General features: G+C 64.7%; 19 protein-coding genes. 8 read left to right on the top strand and 11 right to left on the bottom strand.

From position 1 onward, the window contains the following. Window positions 1–12: 12 nt before the first annotated feature. On the bottom strand, window positions 13–930 hold the full coding sequence (gene ltnD, locus CT676_RS30065) for an L-threonate dehydrogenase (protein ID WP_014496893.1): 918 nt from the start codon (window positions 928–930) through the stop codon (window positions 13–15). Between the two features lie 105 nt (window positions 931–1,035). On the opposite strand from ltnD, the gene CT676_RS30070 reads away from it, so the two are divergent. Further along, a complete protein-coding gene (locus CT676_RS30070; protein WP_028146885.1) occupies window positions 1,036–1,710 on the top strand; it encodes an aldolase in 675 nt (224 codons plus the stop codon). Window positions 1,711–1,894: 184 nt separating this feature from the next. Here CT676_RS30070 and CT676_RS30080 read toward each other — a convergent pair whose 3' ends face one another. From CT676_RS30080 to CT676_RS30105, 6 genes are all read right to left on the bottom strand, one after another. Then, window positions 1,895–2,599, bottom strand: coding sequence for an ABC transporter ATP-binding protein (locus CT676_RS30080; protein WP_085403940.1), 705 nt, complete (start codon window positions 2,597–2,599; stop codon window positions 1,895–1,897). Further along, on the bottom strand, window positions 2,583–3,314 hold the full coding sequence (locus CT676_RS30085; protein ID WP_028146884.1) for an ABC transporter ATP-binding protein: 732 nt from the start codon (window positions 3,312–3,314) through the stop codon (window positions 2,583–2,585). The genes CT676_RS30080 and CT676_RS30085 overlap by 17 nt, the downstream gene beginning before the upstream one ends. Next, on the bottom strand, window positions 3,311–4,294 hold the full coding sequence (locus tag CT676_RS30090; protein WP_063984699.1) for a branched-chain amino acid ABC transporter permease: 984 nt from the start codon (window positions 4,292–4,294) through the stop codon (window positions 3,311–3,313). Before CT676_RS30090 ends, CT676_RS30085 begins: the two co-directional genes overlap by 4 nt. Further along, window positions 4,294–5,172 carry a branched-chain amino acid ABC transporter permease gene (locus CT676_RS30095; RefSeq protein WP_085403941.1) on the bottom strand — a complete coding sequence of 293 codons (879 nt, stop codon included), beginning with the start codon at window positions 5,170–5,172 and terminating at the stop codon, window positions 4,294–4,296. Before CT676_RS30095 ends, CT676_RS30090 begins: the two co-directional genes overlap by 1 nt. A 150-nt stretch (window positions 5,173–5,322) precedes the next feature. Next, the gene (locus CT676_RS30100; protein ID WP_085403942.1) at window positions 5,323–6,567 is read right to left on the bottom strand and encodes an ABC transporter substrate-binding protein; all 1,245 of its coding nucleotides are present in this window, start codon (window positions 6,565–6,567) and stop codon (window positions 5,323–5,325) included. Window positions 6,568–6,656: 89 nt separating this feature from the next. Continuing rightward, a complete protein-coding gene (locus CT676_RS30105) occupies window positions 6,657–7,472 on the bottom strand; it encodes a putative hydro-lyase (protein WP_071915761.1) in 816 nt (271 codons plus the stop codon). Window positions 7,473–7,591: 119 nt separating this feature from the next. Here CT676_RS30105 and CT676_RS30110 point away from each other — a divergent pair, with 119 nt between their 5' ends. From CT676_RS30110 to CT676_RS30130, 5 genes are all read left to right on the top strand, one after another. Next, complete coding sequence (locus tag CT676_RS30110; protein ID WP_085403943.1) at window positions 7,592–8,509, top strand: LysR family transcriptional regulator; 918 nt, start codon at window positions 7,592–7,594, stop codon at window positions 8,507–8,509. A gap of 32 nt (window positions 8,510–8,541) precedes the next feature. Next, complete coding sequence (locus CT676_RS30115; RefSeq protein ID WP_085403944.1) at window positions 8,542–9,792, top strand: Zn-dependent hydrolase; 1,251 nt, start codon at window positions 8,542–8,544, stop codon at window positions 9,790–9,792. 12 nt (window positions 9,793–9,804) lie between these two features. Further along, the gene (locus CT676_RS30120) at window positions 9,805–10,716 is read left to right on the top strand and encodes an NAD(P)-dependent oxidoreductase (RefSeq protein WP_085403945.1); all 912 of its coding nucleotides are present in this window, start codon (window positions 9,805–9,807) and stop codon (window positions 10,714–10,716) included. An 11-nt stretch (window positions 10,717–10,727) separates the two neighbouring features. Further along, on the top strand, window positions 10,728–11,801 hold the full coding sequence (locus CT676_RS30125; protein ID WP_071915764.1) for a malate/lactate/ureidoglycolate dehydrogenase: 1,074 nt from the start codon (window positions 10,728–10,730) through the stop codon (window positions 11,799–11,801). A 167-nt stretch (window positions 11,802–11,968) separates the two neighbouring features. Continuing rightward, window positions 11,969–12,610: a suppressor of fused domain protein gene (locus tag CT676_RS30130; RefSeq protein ID WP_071915765.1), complete on the top strand. Its 642-nt coding sequence runs from the start codon at window positions 11,969–11,971 to the stop codon at window positions 12,608–12,610. 200 nt (window positions 12,611–12,810) lie between these two features. Here the strand turns inward: CT676_RS30130 and CT676_RS30135 are convergent, their stop codons facing one another. Further along, window positions 12,811–13,884 carry a tartrate dehydrogenase gene (locus CT676_RS30135; RefSeq protein ID WP_063984708.1) on the bottom strand — a complete coding sequence of 358 codons (1,074 nt, stop codon included), beginning with the start codon at window positions 13,882–13,884 and terminating at the stop codon, window positions 12,811–12,813. Between the two features lie 159 nt (window positions 13,885–14,043). Between CT676_RS30135 and CT676_RS30140 the strand changes: the two genes are divergently transcribed. Continuing rightward, window positions 14,044–14,820 (top strand): SDR family oxidoreductase, encoded by a 777-nt coding sequence (locus CT676_RS30140; protein WP_085403946.1) that lies wholly within the window; start codon window positions 14,044–14,046, stop codon window positions 14,818–14,820. Between the two features lie 115 nt (window positions 14,821–14,935). Further along, window positions 14,936–16,354 (top strand): amidase family protein, encoded by a 1,419-nt coding sequence (locus tag CT676_RS30145; protein ID WP_135215960.1) that lies wholly within the window; start codon window positions 14,936–14,938, stop codon window positions 16,352–16,354. A 53-nt stretch (window positions 16,355–16,407) separates the two neighbouring features. Here CT676_RS30145 and CT676_RS30150 read toward each other — a convergent pair whose 3' ends face one another. The 3 genes from CT676_RS30150 to CT676_RS30160 all read right to left on the bottom strand — a co-directional run bounded on the left by CT676_RS30150 (window position 16,408) and on the right by CT676_RS30160 (window position 19,087). Further along, window positions 16,408–16,590, bottom strand: a complete 183-nt coding sequence (locus tag CT676_RS30150; RefSeq protein ID WP_135215961.1) for a hypothetical protein — start codon at window positions 16,588–16,590, stop codon at window positions 16,408–16,410. Window positions 16,591–16,787: 197 nt separating this feature from the next. Next, entirely contained in the window at window positions 16,788–17,897 is a 1,110-nt protein-coding gene (locus tag CT676_RS30155) for an amino acid ABC transporter permease (protein WP_085403948.1), read from the bottom strand. A 2-nt stretch (window positions 17,898–17,899) separates the two neighbouring features. Beyond that, window positions 17,900–19,087: an ABC transporter permease subunit gene (locus CT676_RS30160; RefSeq protein ID WP_085403949.1), complete on the bottom strand. Its 1,188-nt coding sequence runs from the start codon at window positions 19,085–19,087 to the stop codon at window positions 17,900–17,902. Window positions 19,088–19,122 lie beyond the last annotated feature (35 nt).

The following is a 19,122-nucleotide window of genomic DNA, read 5'->3' on the forward strand; positions in this document are numbered from 1 at the left end:
ATCCTCTTGGCTCTACTTGTCGCCGGGAAGTTTTACGCCGGTGACCTGCGCATACATGCGCGCCACCGAGGCGTCGTCATCGCGGCCCATGCCGGCAGCTGATGTCATCAGGAACATCTGGAGCGCGGCGGCCGAGACCGGCACCGGGAAGCGGGCGCTGCGCGCCATGTCCTGGATGATGCCGAGGTCCTTGACGAAGATCTCGACCGCGCTGCGCGGCGTGTAATCGCCGTCGAGCACGTGCGGCATGCGATTCTCGAACATCCAAGAATTGCCCGCGGAGGCCGTGATCACCTCATAGACCTTGCGGATGTCGAGACCCTGCTTGGCGGCGAACGCCATCGCTTCGCTGGCGGCGGCGATATGCACGCCGGCGAGCAACTGGTTGATCATTTTGAAGGCGGCGCCCTGCCCTGCGGCATCGCCGAGCTCGTACAGTTTTGCCGCCATGGCATCGAGCGCCGGCCGTGCCTTCGCAAAGGCAGCGGGACTGCCGGAGGCAAGGATCGTCAGCTCGCCTTGGGCCGCGCGCTGCGCGCCGCCGGAGATCGGCGCATCCAGATAGTGACGGCCGGTCGCCTCCAACTGCTTCGCGAGGCGACGGGCCACATCCGGGTCCATGGTGGCGGAGGACAGGAAGACGCTGTCCTTCGGCAGGGTCTCGGCGGCGCCATCCTTGCCGAACAGGATGGTCTCGGTCTGCGCGGCATTGACGACGACACTGACGACGATGTCGGCGCCCTTGGCCGCTTCCGCCGGCGTGCTGGCGCCCGCGCCACCGTCCTTCACGAAACGCGCCACCGCGTCAGCCGAGACGTCGCAGCCGGTCACGGCATGACCGGCGCGCTTCAGCGAGGTTGCCATGCCGAACCCCATCGAGCCGAGCCCGATGACGGCGATACGCTGATTTTGTGACGTGGAGGCGGACATGCAACTGACCCTTGCGAACGTTTCCTGGACGGCCGCCCTTTGCGGCGGCTCACTGATCCGAATAACACGGCTTGGCCGCGCTGCCAAAGCGTGAGACAAGCGGGCATGACGGCTATGAGCAACGAGACCCGGCTGCGTGAGGATATCTGCCGCTTCGGACGGTCCTTGTTCGAGCGCGGGCTGACGCCGGGCTCTTCCGGCAATATCAGCGTCAAGATGCACGACGGGGGTTGGCTCGTCACCCCCACCAACGCCTCGCTCGGCTTCCTCGACCCGGCGCGACTGTCACGGCTGGACGCACGGGGGCGCCTCCTCTCGGGCGATGCGCCGACCAAGGAAGTTCCGCTGCACACCGCGCTCTACGACACGCGCGAAAGCGCGCGGGCGATCGTGCATCTGCACTCCACCCATTCGGTCGCGCTCTCGATGCTGCCCGAGATCGACCCGCGCGCCGCGCTGCCGCCGATGACGGCTTATTATCTGATGAAATGCGGCGCCACCGCGCTTGTGCCCTATTACCGCCCCGGCGATCCCGCGGTTGCGGATGCGATCAAGGGACTGGCGGGCAAATATTCATCCGTGCTGCTCGCCAATCACGGCCCGGTGGTCGCCGGCGACACGCTGGAGGCCGCGGTGTTCGCGACGGAGGAGCTGGAGGAGACGGCGAAGCTGTACCTGCTGCTGCGCGGGATGAACCCGCGGTATCTGTCGCCGGAGCAGGTGAAGGATCTGGTGAAGGTGTTCGGGGTGGCGCTGCCGGAGCATGGGCACGAGCATTAGGCTTCGTGCGGTCGAGAGTCGGGCAGGACCGCCCCGCGCAACGCTGTCATTCCCCGCGAAGGCGGGGAATCCAGTACGCCGCAGCTTATCCGTATCTCTCTGACGTCTCTGGAATACTGGATCGCCCGATCAAGTCGGGCGATGACACCGAGAGTGTGGGACGCGCGCGCCCAACAATTTGCAGCTACAGCCCCAGATACGCCTTCCGTACGTCCGGGTTCCCCCTGATCTCCGCGGCCGGGCCCTGCATCAGCACGCGGCCGGTTTGCAGGATGTAGGCGCGGTCGGCGATCTCCAGGCACTCGGCCATGCGCTGCTCGACGATCAGCACGGTCATGCCGGCGTCGCGGATGCGCAGTACCGCCTGGAAGATTTCGTCGACCAGCTTCGGCATGATGCCTTGCGAGGGCTCGTCCAGCATCAACAGCCGCGGGCGCGTCATCAGCGCGCGGCCGATCGCGAGCATCTGCTGCTCACCGCCGGACAGCGTCTCGGCGCGCTGCTCCAAACGTTCCTGGAGACGCGGGAACAGCGTGAACACGAGATTGAGCGGCCCCTCGCGGTCGGCGTCGCCGCGGTACAGATAGCTGCCGAGGCGCAGATTGTCGCGCACCGACAGGCGCGGGAACAGGCGGCGGTTCTCCGGCACATAGGCGATGCCGGTGGCGGTGATATGATGCTGCGCCATGCCGTCGAGGCGCTTGCCGTCGAACGTCACCGTGCCCGAGCGCGGACGCTCGGCGCCGGCGATGGATTTGAGCAGCGTCGACTTGCCCGCGCCATTGGCGCCGGCAACGCAGACGATCTCGCCCTTCTGGACCTCGATCGAGACCGCGGAGATCGCGACCAGACCCTGATAGGCGGTCGTGACTTCATGCACCGACAGCATGACGATCTCCCAGATATGCGCTGATCACCTTGGGATCGCGGACGACGTCGGAAGGCTTACCCTCGACCAGCACCTTGCCGAGGTCGAGCACGATGGCGCGGTCGACCAGCGGCATCACGATCTCCATGACATGCTCGACCATCAACACGGTGATGCCGGCATCGCGCACCTTGCGCACCAGCGCGACGCCGGTCTGCGCTTCGGTCGGCGTCAGGCCGGTGAGGACCTCGTCCAGCAGCAGCAGCTTTGGTTCGGTCGCCAGCGCACGGGCGACTTCGAGGCGGCGTTTCTCGGCCGGCACGAGGTCGCTCGCGAGCACGTCGGCGCGCGCGGCAAGGCCGGTGAATTCGAGCACCTCATGCGCCTTGCGGCGTGCCTCGCGCATCACGGTGTTGCGCACGAGAGCACCGACAATGACGTTGTCGATAACAGTCATGGTCTCAAAGCTCTTGACCACCTGGAAGGTGCGCCCGACGCCACGCTGGCAGCGCTCGGCCGCCGGCATGTTCGTGACATCCTCGCCGTCGAACCAGATCGACCCTTGCGTCGGCGGCAAGACGCCGGCGATGAGATTGAACAGCGTCGACTTGCCGGCACCGTTCGGCCCGATCAGACCGACGATCTCGCCGCGGCCGACCGAGATCGAGACATCGCTGTTGGCGACGAGGCCGCCGAACCGCTGCCAGACGCCGCGGGTTTCAAGGAGCGCAGTCATCGCGTGGCTCCTCTTGCTTTCGAACGGGAGAACAGGCTCACCAAGCCGCGCGGCAGGGCCAGCGAGATCGCGACGATCAGGGCGCCGTAGACGATGAGGTCAACGCCACGGCCTGAGCCACCGATATAAGAGCGCGTCAGCTCCGTCATCGGGATCAGGATGGCAGCCCCAAGCACAGGCCCCCAGAGGGTGCCGATGCCGCCGAGCACGGCCGGCAGCGCCATCAGCAGCGAGAACTGGAAGCCCATCACGCTTTCGGGGTCGATATAGGCGAGAAACTGCGCATAGAAGGCACCGCCGATGGCGACGAGGAAGGCGGAGACCGCGGCCGCGCCCATCTTGGAGTTGAACACGACGACGCCGAGGCTCTCGGCCGCTTCCGGATTGTCCTTCACCGCGCGCCACCAAAAGCCCCATTTGGAGTCCTCCAGCCACCAGGTGACGAACCAGGCGAGGCTGCACAGCACCAGCGCGAAATAGAAGTACGGCAGCTTGCTGCGCATGAACTGGAATTTCAGCCAGCTGTCGCCGCGCACGGGAACGGTGATTCCCATCGCAGCCCCCGCCCATTCCCAGTTCTGGAACAAGAGCAGTCCGATCTCGGCGATGACGATGGTCGCGATCACGAAGTAATGGCCGCGCAGGCGGAAGAAGGGATAGCCGAGCCCCATTGCGATGATCGCCGCAATCACGCCGCCGGCGAGCATGCCGAACCAGGGCAGCACGCCGAACTTGGTGAACAGCAGCTCGGTGGTGTAGGCGCCGATGCCGAAATAGAGCGCGTGTCCCAGCGAGATCTGCCCGCAATAGCCGGACAGGATGTTCCAGCTCTGCGACAGCGCCGCATACATCAGGGTCAGGATCAGGATGTTCTGGACGTAAACATCCTTGATCAACAGCGGAGCCAGCGCTGCGAGCCCGGCCAGCACTGCGGCGATGATGAGGTCGCGGCGGCGCCGCGCTGCAAAAGCCTTGTCCATCACATCGACCCGAACAGGCCGCGCGGCCGGATGAAGACGACGAGGAGATAGACGGCATAGATGCCGACGGACTTCAGCGATGGCGGCAACACCAGCGCGGTCACCGCTTCGACCAGGCCGACAATGATGCCGCCGGCGAAGGCGCCGAACACGCTGCCGAAGCCGCCGAGCGCCACGGTCACGTAGGCGATCAGCGCGAACGACGCGCCGACATCGGGATAGATGTAGAAGAACACCGCCATGATCGCACCGGCGAGACCGACCAGCGCGGCGCCGAGGCCCCAGCCGAACGCGAACACGCGGTTCTTGTCGATGCCGACGAGCGCGACGGCGCCGGGATCCTCGCGGGTGGCTTCCAGCGCGCGGCCGAAGTCGGTGCGGTTGATGAAGAGGTAGAGCCCGGCGAAGGCCGCGATCGAGACCAGCGCACCGATGAGCTGCGGCTCGGGCAGGAAGATGCCGGCGACCGAGATGGTTTTACCGCCAAGCCAGGACTGTGGAATGCTGCGATAGTCCGGCGTGAAGAAGTACTGCGCGAGGCCGCGCATCACGATCGCAAGGCCGAAAGTCGTGAAGATCTGCACCATGCCGGCATTGGCCTTGGCCCGCATGGCGAAGCGTACAAGGAGTAGATAGACCACCGCTCCGAACACGAACATCGCCGCTGCGACCAATGGGGCCGACAGCAGGGGATCGATCGCGAAGAACGCGAACAGAAAGAAGGACAGGTACATCGCGAGCATCAGGAATTCGCCATGGGCGAAGTTCGTGACGTCCATCAGGCCGAAAATCAGCGCGAGGCCGACCGCGATCAGTCCGTAGAGCAGGCCCATCAGAAGGCCGCTCGCGAGACTCTGGATAATGGCTTGAGCTGTCAAAAGTCGTCCCCCGAAATAGATCCTCATCCTGAGGAGCGCGCACCAGCGCGCGTCTCGAAGGATGGCCCAGCCCTCGTCCTTCGAGACGCGGGCTACGCCCGCTCCTCAGGATGAGGGCGGGAGCTACGTCCGAGCTCCCGCTTCCCAATCTTACTTCATCGGCCAGGTCGCTTCGGCGATCGCGGCCTGCGGCGGGAAGATGGTGACGAACTTGCCGCCGATATATTGCAGCAGCACCGGGTCGGCGTCGTTGTTCTGGCCGGCCTCGTCGAACTTGACGCGCTTCCAGGGCATGATGGTCTGCTCGCCCGGGATGTCGGTCGCGGCCAGTGCATCGCGGATCTTCTCGCCGTCGGCCGACTTGGCGCGGTTGACGGCGTCGGCCAGGATGATCAGGCCCATGAACTGGCGCGAGGTCAGGTCGTTGAAGTCCTTACCCGAGCGCGCCTTGAACATCTCGTTGATCTTGCCGACCATGGGACGCTTCTGCGCGAGATCGAGCGAGAAGGTGCCGCGCGAGATCACGCCTTCGAGCTTGTCGCCGACGGCATCATAGAGCGCCTTCTCCGAGAAGCCGGCGTCCTGCGCCACGATCGCGTTCGGCTTGTAGCCGAGCTCGCCCATGGTCTTGACCAGCAGGATGCCGTCGGTGGTGTAGCTCGAGGGCATCAGCACGTCGGCATTGGCGCTCTTGAGCTGCTGCACTTCGGCCGACAGCGACGGCGAATTGGCGCGATACTTGATGTCGGAGACGATCTTGTAACCGCGTTCTCCGGCGATCTTGGCCTGGGCGTTGCCGGAATCGGTGCCGAAGATGGTGTCCTCGTGGAACAGCGACAGCGTCTCGATCTTGGTGCCCTTCTTCTTCAAGGCATCGAAGAAGTCGAACATCGCAGCCGAGTACATCTCGTCATGCGGGGCAGCGCGGAAGTAATATTTGAGGCCGCGGCGATGCAGGCTCGGCGAGGAGTTGTCGGCGGAGACGAACGGGATCTGGTAGCGTTCGCAGATCTGGCTGACGGTGACGGCGACCGCGCTTTGATAGGTGCCGATGATCGCGGAGACCTTCTCCTGCGTGATCAGGCGCTCGGCCTCGGCGCGGCCCTTTTGCGGATCGGCCTGGTGGTCGGCGAACACGAGGCGGACTTTTGCGCCGCCGAGGCCCGGCAGACCCTCGCCCTTGGCCAGCGGCAGATCGAAATCGGTGTCCTTGTTGATGACCTCGAGCGCGGTCTCATAGGCCTTCTGCGCGTCGACGCCCTGCTGCGCGCTGCCGCCGGAGAACGGATAGATCACGCCGATCACGACCTCGGAGGTCTGGGCGCGTGCAGCGAGCGGCACCAGCGCGGCAGTGGCTGTGGCACCAAGCAGCACGTCGCGGCGAGAGATCGTCATGGCAAAGTCCCCTGTTACTAAATTTCGACTGATCGAATGGAGCGATTGATGGACGCGGTAAAGCCCGAAGAAGCAGCAAACGCTGCCTACTAAATCACGGCCATGTTCCGGTTCTTCAGATCCGTCACCAGCATCAGGCCGGGCGAATGCGTGATCGCGAACGGCAACCTGGCGGCGTTGATCACCGATTGCGGCGTCACGCCGCAGGCCCAGAACACCGGGATCTCGTCGTCGGCGACGGGCACGGGATCGCCGTAATCCGGCTTGGCGAGATCCTTGATGCCGATCAAATGCGGATGGCCGAGATGCACGGGGGCACCGTGCACGGCGGGATAACGCGAGGTGATCTGCACCGCGCGGATCGCATCGGCCGGCTTGAACGGACGCATCGACACCACCATGGGACCGGCGAACGGACCGGCCTCGCCGCAGGCGATGTTGGTGCGGTACATCGGCACGCGCACGTTCTGCTCGATGTGACGGATCGGCATGCCCTCGTCGAGCAACGCCTCTTCGAACGAGAACGAGCAGCCGAGCACGAAGGTCACGAGATCGTCGCGCCAATGCTTGGTCACGTCAGTCGGCTCGTCGACCACCTCGCCGTCGCGCCAGATGCGGTAGCGCGGCACGTCGGTGCGGATGTCGAGATCGGCGCCGAGCGCGGGGATGTGCGGGCTGCCGACGTCGGACATGCCGATGATCGGGCACGGTTTCGGATTGAGCTGGCAGAAGCGGTGAAAGGCGCTGGCGTATTCGGCCGGCAGGATCGCCAGATTGCCCTGGACGAAGCCGGGGGCGACGCCGGCAGTAGATCCGACCTGGCCGCCGCGATAGGCGAGCCGCGCCTGGCGGCTCGGGAGCGTGTCGGGCGTTTCAGTTTGCTGCGCTGCCACCAAAACAGTCATTTGATCGACCTGCCTATAAACTCGACAAAGACAGCCAACACCAAGCATGCTATAAAGTCTAATCTTCCTTTCTAATCGATCTTGATAAATTAGATTTATCGATCGGGAAAATCCTTCTCATGCTGGACTTCAGGTCGATCGAAACCTTCCTTTGGGTTGTGAAGCTCGGCAGCTTTCGCGGCGCCGCAGCACGGCTCAATACGACCCAGCCGGCGATCTCCCAGCGCATCGCCCAGCTCGAGCGCGAGATGGGCGTAAAGCTCCTCAACCGCGATCATCGCGTTGCTTCGCCGACGCCGAGCGGCCGGCAGATGATGGTCTATGCGGAGAAGTTGATCGGTCTGAGGGCGGCGATGATCGCCGAGATCGGCGACCGCTCGGCGATGCGCGGCGTGATGCGCCTCGGCGTCGCCGAGACCATCGTGCACACCTGGCTGCCGCGGCTCGTCAAGAGCATGAACGAAGTCTATCCGAACCTGTCACTGGAGATCGAGGTCGACATCACGCCGAACCTCACTGCGCGCCTGCTCGCGCAGGAGATCGAGCTTGCCTTCGTGGTGGGGCCGCTGTCGGCCTCGGGCGTCCACAATCGCGTGCTCGCGGATTATCCGATCGGCTTTCTCGCAAGCCCCTCGCTCGGGCTCGGCAACGGCCCGGTGACGCGCGCCGACCTCGCGCGGTTTCCGATCATCACCTTCCCGCGCAAGACCAGGCCTTACGAGGTCGTGCGCGAAGTCTTCGACCGGCCGGAACTGCCGCCGATCCGGCTGCATGCGTCCGCATCGCTGGCGACGGTCATCCACATGGCGGTCGAAGGGCTCGGCATCGCCGTGATCCCCGACGCCATCGTCGAGAACGAGCTCGCCGACGGGCGGTTGCAACTGCTCAAAACCGATCTCGCCATAGCGCCGCTGACATTCACGGCGAGCTGGCTCGCCTCGCCTGACGTCGTCGCGGTGGAGCGCGTCGCCGAGCTCGCACGGCAGATTGCGCAGAGCAGCCTCGCGGTTGACGAGTCCGCGCCGGCGCGTCATTGAAAAAGGCGCCGGACAACCGAGAGACCGACCGCATGAGCCGAGCCGCCACCAATCTGCAGATCGATTCCGCCCGCCTCTGGGGCTCCATCCACGAGACCGCGCAGTTTGGCGGGACGGCCAAGGGCGGCGTGCGGCGGCTGACGCTGAGCAGCGAAGACAAGCAAGTGCGCGACTGGTTCCGCAAGGCCTGCGAGGACGCCGGCCTCGAGGTGCACGCCGATGCGCTCGGCTCACAGTTCGGCCTGCGCAAGGGCCGCGACATGTCGAAGCTGCCCGTCGGCATCGGCTCGCATCTCGATACCCAGCCGACCGGCGGCAAGTATGACGGCATTCTGGGGACGCTCGGCGCGCTGGAAGTGATCCGCACGCTGAACGACGCAGGCATCGAAACCGAAGCGCCGATCTGCGTCGTCAACTGGACCAACGAGGAAGGCTCGCGCTTCGCACCGGCGATGATGGCGTCCGCCGCTTACGTCGGCGATTTCACCACCGACGACATCCTGTCGCGCAAGGATATCGACGGCACGACCGTCAGCCAGGCGCTCGACAGCATCGGCTATCGCGGCGACAAGCCGGTCGGCTTCCAGAAGCTCGGCTGCTTCGTCGAGCTGCACATCGAGCAGGGTCCGATCCTCGAGGCCGAAGGCAAGACCATCGGCGTGGTCGATTCCGGCCAGGGCGTGCTCTGGTACGACGGCAAGATTTCCGGCTTCGAGAGCCATGCCGGATCGACGCCGATGCCGCTGCGGCGCGATGCGCTCGCGACGCTCTCCGAAATCGTGCTGGCGATGGAGGCCATCGCGAAGAAGCACGGGCCGAAAGCAGTCGGCACCATCGGCGAGGCCGTGATCGCAAACCCCTCGCGCAACGTCATTCCCGGCGAGATCGCCTTCACCATGGACTGCCGCAGCGCGGATGGCGCCATCATGGACGCGCTCGATCGCGATCTGCGCGCCGCCACTGCCGAGATCGCCGCGCGCCGCAAGGTCGAGGTCAAGATCGACCTGGTCTGGCGCAAGCCGCCGACGCATTTCGATCCCAAGCTGATCGCGGCGGTCGAGAACGCAGCGAAGACGCTCGGCTATTCCTCCCGCCGCATCACCTCCGGCGCCGGCCACGATGCCTGCAACCTCAACACCGTCATGCCGGCGGCGATGGTGTTCGTGCCCTGCAAGGACGGCATCAGCCACAACGAGCTGGAAGACGCCACGCAGCCCGACTGCGCCGCGGGCACCAACGTGCTGATGCATACCGTGCTGGCGATCGCCGGCGTCGCGTCCTGATCGGAGAGAGCCATGCGCGGAGTTTTCGTCGACGCCAACGAAGCCCTCGCCGTGATCATGGAGCGGCTGGAGAAGCCCGGCGACCCCAAGGTGCGGATCCACAGGGATCCCGACATCAAGCCGGAGCAATATCCTGAAGTCCTCGATGGTGCCGAGATCGCCATCGTCGATCACACCGCGCTGCCGACCGAGGTCGCGAAGAAATGCGCGGGGCTGAAGCACGTCGTGTTCCTCGGCACCGGCGCGCGCAGCTACATGAATCCGGAAGAACTCGCCGAGCTCGGCATCTCCGTGCACCTGATCAAGGGCTATGGCGACACCGCCGTCGCCGAATCCGCGATTGCGCTGATGTGGGCCTCCGCCCGCGTCATCGCGATGATGGATCGCGAGATGCGCGGCGGCAACTGGCTGCGCGAGGATGGCATGCAGCTCACCGGCAAGACGCTCGGCCTGATCGGCTTCGGCGGCATCGCCGCGGAAGTCGCACGCATTGCGGTCGGCTCAGGCATGAAGGTGATCGCCTGGAACCGATCGCCAAAGAGCCATCCTGGCGTCGAGTTCACCGATCTCGACACGCTGCTGGCGAGAAGCGACGTCGTGTCGCTCCATCTGCTGCTCAACGACGAGACCCGCGGCATGATCACGCGCGAGAAGATTTCTGCGATGAAGCCCGGTGTCATCCTGATCAACACCGCGCGTGCCGCGGTCGTCGACGAGCAGGCGATGATCGACGCGCTGAAGTCGGGGCATATCCGCCATGCCGGCCTCGACGTCTTCAACATCGAGCCCCTGCCCGGCGACCATCCGCTGACAAGACTGCCGAACGTGACGCTGTCGGCGCATTCGGCCTTCCGCACGCCGGAAGCGAGCGAGAACCTGATTGAAGCGGCATGGGTCCATTGCCGCCGGATCGTGAAGGGATAAAAGCAACAACAATGGCCGACTATCGCACCATCAAGGCAGAGCCGCTCACCAACGTCGTCCGTGCCATCGTAAAGGCGGGCGGGTCTACGGACCGCGAAGCCGAGCTCGTGTCCACCAACCTCGTCGAGGCCAATCTTAGAGGACATGACTCGCACGGCGTCGGCATGATCCCGCGCTATGTCCAGAGCGTCACCACGGGCGGCCTCGCCGTGAACGCGCACGTCAAGGTCGTGCTCGACACCGGCCCGCTTCTCACCCTCGACGGCCTCACCGGCTATGGCCAGGTGATCGGCCATGAAGCGATGGAGCTGGCGGCAGAGCGCGCCAAGCGCAACGGCGTGTGTCTCGTCGGCCTCTCCAACTCGCACCACATCGGCCGCATCGGCCATTGGGCCGAGCAGTGCATCGACCACGGGCTGGTCTCGATCCACTTCGTCAACGTGATCTCGCGCCCGATCGTGGCGCCGTGGGGCGGCAGCGATGCGCGCCACGGCACCAACCCGTTCTGCGTCGGCATCCCGCGCAGGGGCAAGGACCCGATCGTGCTCGACTTCGCCACCAGCAGGATCGCGCAGGGCAAGACCCGCGTCGCCCACAACAAGGGCGTCGAACTCGAGCCTGGCACCATCATCGATAATGAAGGCAAGCCGACCACCAACCCGCGCTACACCGTGATCCCGCCGCACGGCGCCATCCTGCCGTTCGGCGAGCACAAGGGCTCCGGCCTCGCACTGGTGTGCGAAATCCTCGGCGGCGCGCTCTCCGGCGGGCAGGTGGTCAAGGGCCCGTCCGACGGCAAGTACAACGTCCTCAACGGCATGCTCTCGATCGTCATCGACCCGAACAAGCTCGGCACCGGCGACAACCTTGCGAGCGAGGTCGAGAGTTTTGTTGCCTGGCACACCGGCTCGCCGCCCGCTCCCGGCGTCGACAAGGTGAAGATCGCCGGCGATCCCGAGCGCGAGACCAGGAAGAAGCGTCTGGCCGAAGGCATTCCGGTCGACCCGACCACCTGGCAGGAAATCCTGGAGGCCGGGACGAAGTTCGGGCTGGATCAGGCGGCGATCGAGAAGATCGCGGGCTAGTCGGGAACGAAGCGCATCGCTGAGAATAGCCCGGCCAAGTGCACTATCGCGCAACGAGGTCTGGACTAAAGCGAAGCATCACCGCACTCGTGGAACGGATTTGAACCGGCCCGCGTCGTCTCGCGACAACGCGGATATCCCGGTCCACATCCGCCCTCGAGGTTCACATGTTCTCCCGTCTTGCAAAGCTCATGTCCGGCTCGAGCGAGCCGTTACCCGAAACCGACTTCTACCGGCACCGGCTCGCGATCTATGAAAGCGAGCTGGGCGAGCCCGAGCACAGCTTCACCGACAGCGCGGAGCGCCGCATCGACATCCACGCCTTTGGCCGCGATTTCGTGCCGGTGTGCGAAGAGGGATCTGACGAAGGTTATGTGCTTCTGACCAACGGCATGAGCGAACAGCGAATGCCGGGGGTGCATGGCGACGCAAAGCCACGTGCCGAGCTGATGTGGTATGTCCGGGAGCCGACAGAGGAGGTTTGCGCCAATCTGCGCTGGCTCGCCAATCTGCCGTTCATCGACACGACCTGGTTCGGTTTTGGTCATCACGTCGCGCTGCCGTGTCCGCCGGTTGCAGGAACGGACTTCCAGACGTTCCTGTTTCTCACACCGATCATCGGCCCCGATAAGCAGATCGCCGAGGCGCTGGAGATCGCGAGCGATCCCGTGGAGATCCTGACCGTGAACCTGATCTCGCATCAGGAGCTCGGGCTGATCAAGTCCAGGGGGCTCGATCCGTTTCTCGATCTACTCGACGAGAACGACTATCCGCCGATCTTCGATCCAACGCGGAAATCGTATGTCTAGGGTGCGCCAAAAACACCGCTGCCCTTCCCTTCTCCCGTTGTGGGAGAAGGTGGCGCGAAGCGCCGGATGAGGGGTTCTCTCCGCGAAGAAAAACTTCTCGGACGGGAGGCCCGTCTCTGCGGAGACAGACCCCTCACCCGCCTCGCCGCTACGCGGCGAGCCACCCTCTCCCACAAGGGGAGAGGGGAAGATCTGCCGCCTCAATCCACCATATCCGCAACCGCCTTGCCGCAGGCGGTGGTGTCGGCGTTGCCGCCGAGATCCTTGGTGCGGAGCGTGCGTTCGGCGAGCGTGCGCTCGATCGCATCGACGATCGACTTGCCGGCTTCCTTCTCGCCGAGGTGCTCGAGCATCATCGCGCCGGACCAGATCGCGCCGATCGGGTTGGCGATGCCCTGCCCCGCGATGTCGGGTGCCGAGCCGTGCACCGGCTCGAACACCGAGGGGAAATCGCCCTCGGGATTGATGTTGCCTGATGGCGCGATGCCGATGGTGCCGGTGCAGGCCGGGCCGAGATCGGAGAGGATGTCGCCGAACAGATTCGAGCCGACCACGACGTCGAACCAGTCCGGATGCAGCACGAAGTTCGCGGTCAGGATGTCGATGTGGTACTTGTCCCACTTCACGCCCGGAAACTTCTTCGCCATCGCCTCCACGCGCTCGTCCCAATAGGGCATGGTGATGGAGATGCCGTTCGACTTGGTCGCCGAGGTCAGGTGCTTCTTCGGCCGCGACTGCGCGAGCTCGAAAGCGAATTTCAGGATGCGGTCGACGCCGATGCGGGTCATCACCGTCTGCTGCGTCACGAACTCGCGGTCGGTGTCCGGGAACATGCGGCCGCCGACGGAGGAATATTCACCTTCGGTGTTCTCGCGCACCACCCAGAAATCGATGTCGCCGGGCTTGCGGTTCGCCAGCGGCGACGGCACGCCGGGCATCAGCCGCACCGGGCGCAAATTCACGTATTGGTCGAACTCGCGGCGAAACTTGATCAGCGAACCCCACAGCGAGACGTGATCCGGAATCTTGGCCGGCCAGCCGACGGCGCCGAAATAGATCGCGTCATGCTTGCCGATCTTTTCCTTCCAGTCGTCGGGCATCATCTGGCCGTGCTTCTCGTAATAGTCCCAGGACGAGAAGTCGAAATGGTCGAAATGCAGGGACACCCCGTGCTTCTTCGCCGCTGCCTCGAGAACGCGCAGGCCTTCGGGCATCACTTCCTTGCCGATGCCGTCGCCGGGAATGACTGCAATCCGGTACTGTTTCTTGCTCATCGAGAACGTCCTTGGTTGGTCCGGCAGCCGCCGCCTTTTTGACCGCACTGCAATGGACCAAACTCGGCAGCAGTGCAACGCTGCACTGCAATGTTGACCGTGGCGCGGCCGAGCGCCTACTGGTTTGATCCTGATGTTCCCACCGAGCGAGTACCCTTCATGGATCTGCATCTGCGTGGCAAGCGCGTCCTGATCACGGGCGCGTCCAAAGGCATTGGCGCAGCCGCCGCCGAGGCGTTTGCCGAGGAGGGCGCAAACCTCCTGCTCGCCGCCCGCAGCGGCGACCAGCTCAAGGCGCTGGCGGACCGTCTGCGCTCCGCGCACCAGATCGATGCCGCGACGAGCATCGTGGACCTGCGCAAGGCCGAGGATTTGGCGCGGCTCGCGACGGAAGCCGCCGATATCGACGTGCTCGTCAACAATGCCGGCGACATCCCCGGCGGCTCGATCGACAAGATCGACGAGGCGACCTGGCGGCACGCCTGGGAATTGAAAGTGTTCGGCTACGTCAACCTGACGCGGCAGATCTACGCGCAGATGAAGGCGAAGGGCGGCGGCGTCATCGTCAATGACATCGGCGCGGCCGGCGAAAAATTCGACGCCAATTACATCTGCGGCAGCGCCGGCAACGCCGCATTGATGGCCTTCACCCGCGCGCTCGGCGGCAAGAGCCTTGCCGACAACATCCGCGTGGTCGGCATCAATCCCGGCCCGGTCGGCACTGATCGCCACGTCACCCTGCTCAAGACGCGGGCAAAGCACCAGTTCGGCGATGAGAGCCGTTACAAGGAATTCCAGAAGAGCCTGCCGCTCGGCCGGCCCGCGCATGCGCGCGAGATCGGCGATCTCATGGCGTTCCTGGCGTCTGATCGCGCCGGATATACGTCGGGGGTCATCTATACCGTGGATGGCGGCATCAGCGCGGGCTGGGGTTAGTTTTTTCCCGTCATTGCGAGCGCAGCGAAGCAATCCAGAAATGCATCCGCTGTGGCAGTTCTGATTGCTTCGCTGCGCTCGCAACGACGAATGAATAAGCACAGGAGTAAAATAGTTGTCTCAAGACCTGATCCGAGAAACGGCCTGCACCGTCGTCGACAAGCTGCGATCCGGCGACGTCTCGCCGCTCGAGCTTCTGGATGTGCTGGAGAAGCGCGTCGGTGAGGTCGACGGCAAGGTCAACGCACTGCCGACGCTATGCTTCGATCGCGCGCGGGACAACGCCAAGGCGCTGATGCAGAAGCCGGCCGGCGCGCGCGGGCTGCTCGCGGGCCTGCCGGTACCGATCAAGGACCTGACCGATGTCGCGGGCGTGCTGAATACGCAGGGTTCGCCGATCTTCAAGGACAATGTGCCCAAGCAGTCCGATCTCATGGTCGAGAACCTCGAAGGCAATGGCGCGGTCGTCTACGCCAAGTCGAACACACCGGAATTCGGCGCTGGCGCCAACACGTTCAACGAAGTGTTCGGCGCGACGCTCAATCCCTGGGATACGACGAAGTCTGCGGCCGGCTCCTCCGGCGGCGCGGCGGTGGCGCTGGCCACCGGCATGGCCTGGCTCGCCCAGGGCTCCGACATGGGCGGCAGCTTGCGCAGCCCCGCGGCCTTCTGCGGCGTGGTTGGCATGCGGCCGAGCATCGGCCGCGTCGCGCATACGCCCAAATCGGCGATCGACCGCAATCTCGGCGTGGTGGGGCCGATGGCGCGCAACGTCGAGGATCTTGCGCTGCTGTTGGATGCCATGAGCGGCGACTATGCGGACGACCCGCTGTCGCTGCCGGCGCCTGCGACCTCGTTCCTGTCGGCGGCGCAGTCAGGCAAGAAGCCGAAGCGCATCGCCTATTCGCCCGATCTCGGCATCACGCCGGTCGATCCAGAGGTCAAGGCGATCACGCGCAAGGCCGCGGAACGCTTTGCGGAGGCCGGCGCGATCGTGGAGGAAGCGCATCCGGACTGGCGCGAGGCGCATGAATGCTTCCACGTCCTGCGCGCCTTCGATTTCGCGATCACCAAGGCCAATCTGCTGCGGACCAAGCGCGACCTCCTGAAGCCCGAGGTGATCTGGAACATCGAGGAAGGCCTCAAGCTCACCGTCGAGCAGCTCGCGCGCGCCGAGGCGCAACGCGTCGGCATGACCGCGCGCGCGATCGAGTTCTTCAAAAACTACGACCTGCTGTTGACGCCAACCACGATCGTGCCGCCCTTCCCGATCGAGCACCGCTATGTCGCCGAATGCGCCGGCAAGAAGTTCGAGAACTATGTCGAATGGCTCGGCATCGTCTACGCTATCACGCTCGCCTGCTGCCCGTCGCTGTCGCTGCCCTGCGGCTTCACGGCGTCTGGCCTCCCGGTCGGCGTACAGGTCGTCGGTGCCCCGCGCGCGGATGCGCAGGTGATCGCCGGCGCGAAGGTATTGGAAGATATTCTGGGTCTGCGCGGCTCCACGCCGATCGATCCCAAGGTGAAGGCCTGACGCGGGCCGCACGGCGGAGGCTTGGCCGTCCCCCGCCGTGCGCCGGTCAGACCTTAGTCGTTCGCTTTCGGCCCGCCGTGATACCGATGCGCATCGTATCCGGCCTCATCCGTTGGAGCGGCGAAGGCGAAGGAGTTCGGATGCGTTTCCGACATCTGGGCGGTGGCCGCCGAAGCCATGTGCGAGTGATTCATTGCCTCGTGGGCAGAGGCGGCGGAGCAAAGCGCGACCAGCATGGCCGACGCTGCGAGAACTGATTTCATCATGATGTGACGTGCCTCTTGTGAGTGCCACCAGCAAATTGCAGATGGATCTCGCCGCGTAGGATTGCCAGTTTGAATCCAGGCACGCGATATAGGCGCGGCATAAGCATTTCGCGCTCCAGTATGGGCTTCCAGCGCTTCTGGCCCGCTCCCGCGGCGGGGAAAGCCGCTCACCTCGAGGCGGTATTCGCCTCCAGGCCGCGACTGTACCGCGACATCGCAAAGCAAAACACAAAGTAGATCGCGGCAACGAAGATGTAGACCTCGACCGAGAATTGCTGCCAGGCGGGATCGATGATCGCGGTCTTGGCCGTCGTCAGCAGGTCAAAGATGCCGATGATCAGGACCAGGCTGGTGTCCTTGAAGAAAGCGATGAAGGTGTTGACCAGCGGCGGGATGACGTGGCGGATCGCCTGCGGCAGGACGATCAGGCGATGCTTGCGCCAGTAGGACAGCCCCAGCGCATCGGCGGCCTCATATTGCCCGCGCGGCACGGCCTGGAGGCCGCCACGGATGACTTCGGCAAGGTAGGCGCCCGCGAACAGGATGATGGCGATCTGCGCGCGCAACAGCTTGTCGATGTTGAATCCACTCGGCATGAACAGCGGAAACATCACGCTCGCCATGAACAACAGACTCACCAGCGGCACGCCGCGGATCAGCTCGACATAGAGCACCGAGAGCGAGCGGATCGCCGGCAGCTTTGAGCGCCGGCCGAGTGCGACCAGGATTCCGAGCGGGAAGCCGAACGCGAGACCAAACGTCGCCAGGATCAGCGTCACCGGCAATCCGCCCCAACGGTCCTGCGACACAAAGGAGAGCCCGAACACGCCGCCCCACATCAGTACGCTGATCAACGCGAGCGCGCCGATCCAGATATAGGCCAGCTCGCGCCGCCACAGGGCGCGGCGGGTGGAGAGATAGAACAGCGCGATGAACAGCACCACCGACAGCGCCGGCCGCCACTGCTCGTCGAACGGATAGGTGCCGAACAGGATGAAGCGATATTTTTCGGGGATGATCGCCCAGCAGGCACCGAGGCCGCGCGCGGCGCGGCAGGCGCTGGAGTCGTTTGCCGGCGTGAGCCACACGGCATTCGCGATGCCCCACTGCACGAAGCTGAAGATGCCCTTGGCGAGGATCGCCAGCAGCACGACCGAAAGAACGGCGTTGGGAATCGACGAGAATAAATTGGTGCGCAGCCAGCGCAGCACCGGATTGCCCATCTGCGGGCGGCGGGCAGCGCGCGGGGCGTCCGGAATGTCGGTGATCGCCGTCATGATCAGCGCTCCACCAGCGCGATGCGCGAATTGTACCAGTTCATGAAGAAGCTGATGCCGAGGCTGATGGTCAGGAACACCGCCATGATCAGCGCGATGGCCTCGATCGCCTGCCCGGTCTGGTTCAGCGTGGTATTGGCGACAGACACTACGTCTTGGTAGCCGATCGCAACCGCGAGCGAGGAGTTCTTGGTCAGGTTGAGATACTGGCTCGTCATCGGCGGTACGATGACGCGCAGCGCCTGCGGCAGGATGATCTGGCGCAGCATGAAGCTGCGGCGCAAGCCGAGCGCATTGGCGGCATCCCATTGTCCGCGCGGCACGGACTGGATGCCGCTGCGCACGATCTCGGCAATGAAGGCCGAGGTATAGGTCACGAGCGCGATCAGCAGCGCGAAATACTCCGGCGCGAGCGTCAGCCCGCCGACGAAGTTGAAGCCGCGCAGCTCCGGCCATTCGATCTTCCAGGACACACCAAGCGCCACGGACATTGCCGCCGGCAGCGCGACGATGAGGCCAACCGCAAAGGGCCACGCCGGCCGCGGCTTGCCGTCGCGCATCTGCTGCGCGATCAGCCATCGCCTGATGAGATAGAACACGGCAAGCCCGAGCACGGCTGTACCGAGCACCCAGAGCTGCGGCGAGCCCAGCGGGATTGCCGGCAGGATCAGGCCGCGATTGGACAGAAATACGCCCTCGACCGGCCGCCAGGCCGCGCGCGCGGCCGGCAGTGCCTGCATCAAGACGTACCAGAACAGGAGCTGAAGCAGCAGCGGGATGTCGCGGAGCGTTTCGACATAGACGGCGGCGAGCCGCGACAACAGCCAGTTGGCGGAGAGACGCGAAATGCCGATCAGCGTGCCCAGGATCGTCGCGAGCACGATGCCGATCACGGCGACGCGCAAGGTGTTGGCGATGCCGACGACGAAGGCCCACAGGTACGTGTCTCTCGGATTATAGGCGAGCAGGCTGTCGGCGATCGGCATGCCGGCTTCGCGGCCGAGGAAAGCGAAGCCGGTGGTGATGCGGCGGGCCGAGAGATTGGTGACGGTGTTGGACCAGAGGAAGGCGACAACCCCAAGCACGATCCCGACGACGAGCACCTGCCAGAACAGGCCTTGCAGCTCTCGGCGCCCAAATCCGCCGAAGAAGCGACGGCGGGGCGGCGGTCTCGGACTGTCTGAAGTCACAGCACAAAAACCCTTCTCAAGAGCAACGATTTCCG

The organism is Bradyrhizobium sp. MOS001 (assembly GCF_004634465.1).
In the GTDB taxonomy this organism is placed as follows: domain Bacteria; phylum Pseudomonadota; class Alphaproteobacteria; order Rhizobiales; family Xanthobacteraceae; genus Bradyrhizobium; species Bradyrhizobium barranii.